This is a genomic window from Bradyrhizobium sp. NBAIM08 (assembly GCF_020193935.1).
In the GTDB taxonomy this organism is placed as follows: Bacteria; Pseudomonadota; Alphaproteobacteria; order Rhizobiales; family Xanthobacteraceae; genus Bradyrhizobium; species Bradyrhizobium yuanmingense.
On the sequence record NZ_JADYVR010000002.1, the window covers coordinates 847652 to 853768 of the forward strand.

5 protein-coding genes are annotated in these 6117 nt (G+C 66.2%); 2 read left to right on the top strand and 3 right to left on the bottom strand.

Annotation, left to right across the window (positions count from 1 at the left end):
• Nucleotides 1-214: 214 nt before the first annotated feature.
• A complete protein-coding gene (locus I6F37_RS10280; RefSeq protein WP_210161151.1) occupies nucleotides 215-1270 on the top strand; it encodes a siderophore-interacting protein in 1056 nt (351 codons plus the stop codon).
• The gene (locus tag I6F37_RS10285; protein ID WP_081494481.1) at nucleotides 1267-2118 is read left to right on the top strand and encodes an ATP-binding cassette domain-containing protein; all 852 of its coding nucleotides are present in this window, start codon (nucleotides 1267-1269) and stop codon (nucleotides 2116-2118) included. The genes I6F37_RS10280 and I6F37_RS10285 overlap by 4 nt, the downstream gene beginning before the upstream one ends.
• A 6-nt stretch (nucleotides 2119-2124) precedes the next feature.
• On the opposite strand, the gene fhuB is transcribed toward I6F37_RS10285, so the two are convergent.
• The 3 genes from fhuB to I6F37_RS10300 form a co-directional block, all read right to left on the bottom strand.
• The gene (gene fhuB, locus I6F37_RS10290) at nucleotides 2125-4131 is read right to left on the bottom strand and encodes a Fe(3+)-hydroxamate ABC transporter permease FhuB (protein ID WP_202801495.1); all 2007 of its coding nucleotides are present in this window, start codon (nucleotides 4129-4131) and stop codon (nucleotides 2125-2127) included.
• Complete coding sequence (locus tag I6F37_RS10295) at nucleotides 4118-5050, bottom strand: ABC transporter substrate-binding protein (RefSeq protein ID WP_036001618.1); 933 nt, start codon at nucleotides 5048-5050, stop codon at nucleotides 4118-4120. The genes fhuB and I6F37_RS10295 overlap by 14 nt, the downstream gene beginning before the upstream one ends.
• A gap of 82 nt (nucleotides 5051-5132) precedes the next feature.
• Entirely contained in the window at nucleotides 5133-6113 is a 981-nt protein-coding gene (locus tag I6F37_RS10300; protein WP_036001621.1) for an alpha/beta hydrolase, read from the bottom strand.
• Nucleotides 6114-6117 lie beyond the last annotated feature (4 nt).

The window sequence follows — 6117 nt, forward strand, 5'->3', positions numbered from 1 at the left end:
ACCGCAACTCCAGCGGTTATTTTCGCTGCTCTTTCGATGGATTCTAATTTGGGATCGGCAATGCCTTTAATATGATGCGGGTAGTATCGCTTTTGCATCGCAGCCGGCGAGCGAGCAGGATTTTTGATCCAGAGCCGTGCCAGGCCGCGACATCCGGACATTTGAAGCGCTTGCAGGCTGGCATCGGACAGGCCGGTGGAGAATGAGTTTGGACTTGCTGATCTCCGAAACCCGCATCGCGCTTCCCGACGCCGCCGGCCTCGCCGCGCGGATGATCGATCATCTGGCCGAGCATGACATCGCCTTCGAGGACCGGGACGGTCTCATGGTGGCGAAACTGCCGTTCGGCATCAGTTCCCTCGCCGTCGAGGCCGAAGCGCTCAAGATCCGCGTCGAGGCCAACGACAAGGGCAATCTGGAAATGCTGCGCTCGGTCGTCGCCTCGCATGTGATCGAGTTCGCGGGCGACATTGCCCCAACCATCATTTGGTCCGGTCATGAATCCAACGGCGGCACGCTGGCCAATTTCCGTGAAGTGCGGCTGAAGGCCGCGATCACCCTGACGCCGCATATGCGGCGGCTGACCTTCACCGGCGAAGACATCGCGCGCTTCGTAAACGACGACGAGCTGCATGTGCGCCTGTATTTTCCGCCCGAGGGCCTCGCCAAGCCCGAATGGCCGTGGCCCGCGCCCGACGGACGTATCCTGTGGCCGGAGCCCGACCGCAGGCCCGTCACCCGCTATTACACGATCCGCCGCATCGAGTTGCAGAGCCGCGAAATCGACATCGACTTCGTAGTCCATGATCATGCCGGGCCGGGCTCGGCGTTCGCCGTCAACGCGACGGCCGGCGCCATCTGCGGCATGGCTGGCCCGCTCGGCCGGGGCATTCGTCCGGCGCGCTGGATGCTGCTGGCGGGCGACGAAACCGCCCTGCCCGCCATCGCGCGAATTCTGGAGACGCTGCCGGCGACGGCGACGGGTGAGGCCTTTATCGAGGTCGCGGATCGGCGCGAGGAAGTTCCGCTGGTCGCCCCGGCCGGGGTAGCAATCCGCTGGTTGCATCGCGAGGGCCGTCCAGCCGGGACGACGCAGCTCCTGGTCGACGCCGTCAAGGCAGTGCGATGGCCGGACCATCGGGACGTCTTCGCCTGGATCGCGTGTGAGGCGCAGGCGCTGAAGACCCTGCGCAACCATCTGCGCGATGAGCGAAAGCTTTCCCGTGACCAGCTTCTGGCCGTCGCCTATTGGAGCCTACGCCAACCATGACGATCCAACACGCGCAGACGAGCGAAAGGACGCTCGCCTTGCCCGACGTCACGCAGGCCTCACTGGAAGCGCCCGCGCCCTTGTTCCAGCTCGACCAGGTCGGCTTCGCCGTGGCCGGGCGCGCGCTGCTCGAACCGCTGACGCTATCTCTTCCCGCACGCAGCGTCGTCGGGCTGATCGGCCATAATGGCTCCGGCAAATCGACCTTGCTGAAATTGTTGTCGCGCCAGCAGCCGAGCTCGTCGGGAACGATTCGTTTCGAAGGCCGCGCACTGCGCGCCTGGAGCGATCGGGACTATGCCCGCAAGGTCGCCTACCTGCCGCAGCAGACGCCGCCCGCCGCCGGCATGCTGGTCAAGGAGCTGGTCGCACTCGGTCGCTATCCCTGGCACGGCGCGCTCGGACGGTTCGGTGACATCGACCGCGAGAAGGTCGCAAACGCCATGGCGTTGACCCATATCGAACCCTTTGCGGATCGCCTGGTCGATACGTTGTCCGGCGGCGAGCGCCAGCGGGCGTGGATCGCCATGCTGGTTGCGCAGGATGCCGAGTGCCTGCTGCTCGACGAGCCGACCTCGGCGCTCGACATCGCTCATCAGATCGAAGTGCTGTCGCTGGTCAGGCAGCTCGCCCGCGAGCGCAATCTCGGCGTGGTCGTGGTGCTCCACGACGTCAACATGGCCGCCCGCTTCTGCGACGAGATCATCGCGCTGCATTCCGGGAAGCTGATCGCGCGCGGCACACCGGACAAGATCATGACGCCGGCCGAGCTCGAAACCATCTACGGCATCCCCATGGGCGTGATGCCGTCGCCGGACCATGGCCATCTCATCAGCTTCGCGCGGTGAGCGCCGTCAACCGCGCTGCGGGCGCAGCAGCCAGATGAGATAGGGTCCAGCAAGCATCATGGCGAAGATGCCGGCGGGCATCTGGAACGGGAAGATCACCATGCGTCCGGCCCAATCCGCCGTGACCATCAGGATCGCCCCGATCAACGCGGCCAGCGCCGCCTGATGCAGCGCGCGCTGCGCCCCCATCATCCGTGCCATATGTGGCGCGATGAAGCCGACCAGGCTCAGAAGACCAACCATCAGCGTGGCCGTCGCCGTCAGCAACGCCGTCAGCAGCATGATGATGACGCGGCTCCGCGTCAGCGAGATGCCGATCGAACGCGAGGTCGCAGATCCCAGCGGCAGGATATCAAGCCAGCGGGACAGCATTGGCACCATGATCAGCAGAACGAGCGCCGCGGCGGCGAGGATTGCGGCCTCGGCCGGGCCGATCTGGTAGAGCGAGCCTGTCAGCAGCGACAGCAGCGTGCCGATGCGGGGATCGCCTGTCGCCAGCGCCATGGCAATGATCGCACCGAATGCCGCGCTCATGGCGACGCCTGCCAGCAGCACGCGCTCCGGACTGAACTCGGACCGCCGGCTGAACAGCAGCACCAGCGCCAGCACGATGAAGGCGCCGATCCCGGCCGCTGCAATCTGCTCCAGCCGGGTGTGGGCGGGAAAGAGATAGAGCAGAACGATCACGCCCATCGCGGCGCCATAGCTGATGCCCATGACCTCCGGCGCGGCCATCGGGTTTCCGGTCATCCGCTGCAGCAGCGTGCCGGCGACCGCCAGCGTCGCGCCCGCGGCCAGCGCCGACACCACGCGCGGCCAGCGCCACGGCCAGAATTCCTGCAAGCCCGACAGGCCGCTCCAGCGCCAGCCGTCGGAGCCGACGCCGAGGGCCAGCGCGATCCAGACGGCGAGCAGCAGCAAGACTAAGGCCAAAAGGATCACGCGCCAGGGATGATCGAGCCGCGCCGGAGCGGATGGCGTGAGGTTTCCCATCGGCATGGTGGCTCGCAGCCGTGGCAGCAGCACGAGCAACATTGGCGCGCCGATCAGGGCCGTCACCGCACCGGCCGGCATTTCGCGATAGCCGGGCGGGATCAGAAGCACGAGCTGATCCGTCAGCCACAGCAGCAGGGCGCCGCAAAGTGGCGCCCAGATCAGCCGGTCGCGAAAGCGGCGCGCGCCTGACAGCATGACGATGGCCGGCGCGGACAAACCGACAAATCCCATGACGCCGACCACGCTGACGACCGACGCGCTGAGCGCGATCGCGATGACGAGCGCGAAGACCCGGGCCCTCGTCAATCCGAGGCCGAGATTGCGCGCGGTCTCGTCGTCGAAGCCGAGCAGGGTCAGCGGACGAACCATCGCCGCGATCAGCACGATCGAAATCAGCAGCCGCGGCGCCAGGAAGGTGACGTTGCTCCAATCCTGCTGATTGAGGAAGCCGGCGCCCCAGATGAACAGACCGATCAGATATTCGTGGTTGAGCAGCACCAGCGCCTGGGTGGTCACCGCGCAGTAGTAGCTGACGATCAATCCAGCGAGCACCAGGACGACGGGCGACAGCGCACGCTTCCAGGTCAGCCCGAACACGCACAGGAACGCAGCGAACCCGCCGCACAGCGCAATCCACTCGCGGCCGAAGGCCAGCAGCGACGGCGCCCACAGGGTCGTCACGGCCAGCGCAAGATAGGCGCCGTTCAGGACGCCGATGGTGCTCGGCTCCGCAAGCGGATTGCGCAACACCTGCTGAGAGACCGTGCCGGCAAGACCGAGGGCTGCGCCGGCCAGCAGCGCCACTGCGATGCGCGGAAACACGGTGTAGTGCACCAGCATCTGCTGGGGATCGGTGACCTCGGGCCGCCACAACACCGGCAGCCAGGCGCCTGCGGGCAGATATCCGGACAGGTTGCGCCAGGTCAGCGCGGCCGCGGCTGCCAGCAGCAAGCCGATCAGCACCGCCGGATGCATCTCCAAGCCGGACCGGGCCGGCAGTGCCTCAACCTTGCTCATGGCTTTCCCGCGGCAGACGTTCGGCGAGAAGGCGGGCGAAACGTTCGGCCGCCGGCACGCCGCCATAGAAAAATTGATTACCCAGGACCGTCAGCCGATGCGACCGAAGAGACGGCAGGGTTTGAAGCACAGGGCTTGCTTTCAGCAGCGCTTCGACATCGGCGACCCGCGAGGTCATCAACACCAGCCGCGCGTCCGGAACCGCGGCGAGCACTTCGAGCCCAACACTGGTATGGCCCCATGGGCCGCTCTGTCCCGTCCAGGCATTCCTCAATCCGCACTGATCGAGCACCTCCTGATAGAGGCTGTTCGGACCGAACACGAGCGCGCGGTTGCGCGCGATCTCGCTGACGAGATAGAGCGGCTTGCCGCCGCGACCCCGGAGCCGCTCACGATAGCCGGCCATGGCGACGTCGAAACGGGCGAAATAGGCTTCGCACGCCGACTGCACCCCGAGGCGTTTGGCAAGCTCCAGCGTCGAATGGCGCGCCGTGTCGAGAGGATGCCCGCCGGGTCTGAAGATCGTGAACGTTTCGACCGGCGCGATCAGCTTGAGCCGGGGGACGGCGGCCGCAATGCTGGGGTCGATGACGATGATGTCGGGCGCGAAGCTCTGCAGCAGTTCGAGATTTGGCTCCGAACGCAGACCGATTTCCTGAACCGCGGACGGAACGGGCGGCTCGACGACGAGCCGGCCATAGCGCTCGATCTCCGGAATCACCAGCGGCACGACGCCGAGCGCCAGGATCGTCTGGGCACAGGCCCAGCCGAGCGCGGCGACCCGGGGCCCGGATTGCGATCCAGCGGTTTGGGCAAACGCCATGGGCCATGGACCCGCAAGGGCCGTGCCTCCGATCGCTGCGCCCGCGCCGAGGAGCGCACGGCGGGACAGCCTATGGTCTGGAATAGACGTGCTCATGGGATCCGTTCAGGCGCCTCTCGCAGAGAGGCCGCGACAGATGATGATCATGACATACTCTCGTTCACGCTGCATTGCCATATCAGGCCGCCTTTTCACCAGCGGCGAGAAAGGCTTTGGCCAGCGCCCGCCCGATCGTCGCTCTCGCCTGCAAGGCATCGGCCACGACATTCCCCATGCGCAGGAATTCATGGATCATGCCGGGATAAACGTGCAGATCGACGGGAACGCCGGCCGCCGCCAAGCGGGCTGCATAATCGTGCCCCTCGTCCACCAGGGGATCGAACTCGGCGAGGACGATGCATGCGGGAGCAAGGCCCGACAAATCATCCGATGCGAGCGGCGCAAAACGCCAATCGTCGCGATCCGACTCGTCGCGGAGATATTGCCGGAAGAACCAATCGACAGTGCTGCGCTCCAGGAGATGGCCGGTACCGTAGCGCTGGTAGGATGCGGAGGTCTGTCGGGAGCTGAGACCGGGATAAGCGAGAACCTGAAGCACCGGCTGCGGAAGGCCCGTGTTTGTCCTCGCCTCGATCGCGAGCGCGGCGGCAAGCGTTCCGCCGGCGCTGTCGCCGCCGACGGCGACCCGGCGGGGATCGAGCCCGATCGCGCGGCCCTCGAGGCCGATCCAGGTCAGCGCATCGACTGCATCCTCGAAAGCGGTCGGAAACTTGTGCTCCGGTGCGAGCCTGTAGCCGACCGACAGCACGGCCGCACCGCTGTCCTCGGCGAGGCCGCGGCACAATGGCTGATGCGAATCGAGGCTGCCGACGACGAAGCCGCCGCCGTGCATGTAAAGAAGAACAGGAATGGGAGTGCGTTCGCTCGGCTGCGCGCTCGCATAGAGCCGCGCCTCGATGATCGCGCCATCCCGCACCGGCAGCGACAAACGCCGCTCGTAGGCGAGCGCCGGCGGATCGACGTCGAGCAGCGGCGAGGACGCATCGAAATCGGCCCGCGCCTGCGCAGCAGTCAATTGCGGAAACGGAACGCGCGCGCCGCTTTCGGTGCCGGCCTGCACCATCTCGAGCAATGCCGCGATATCTGGATCAAGACTCAAAGAC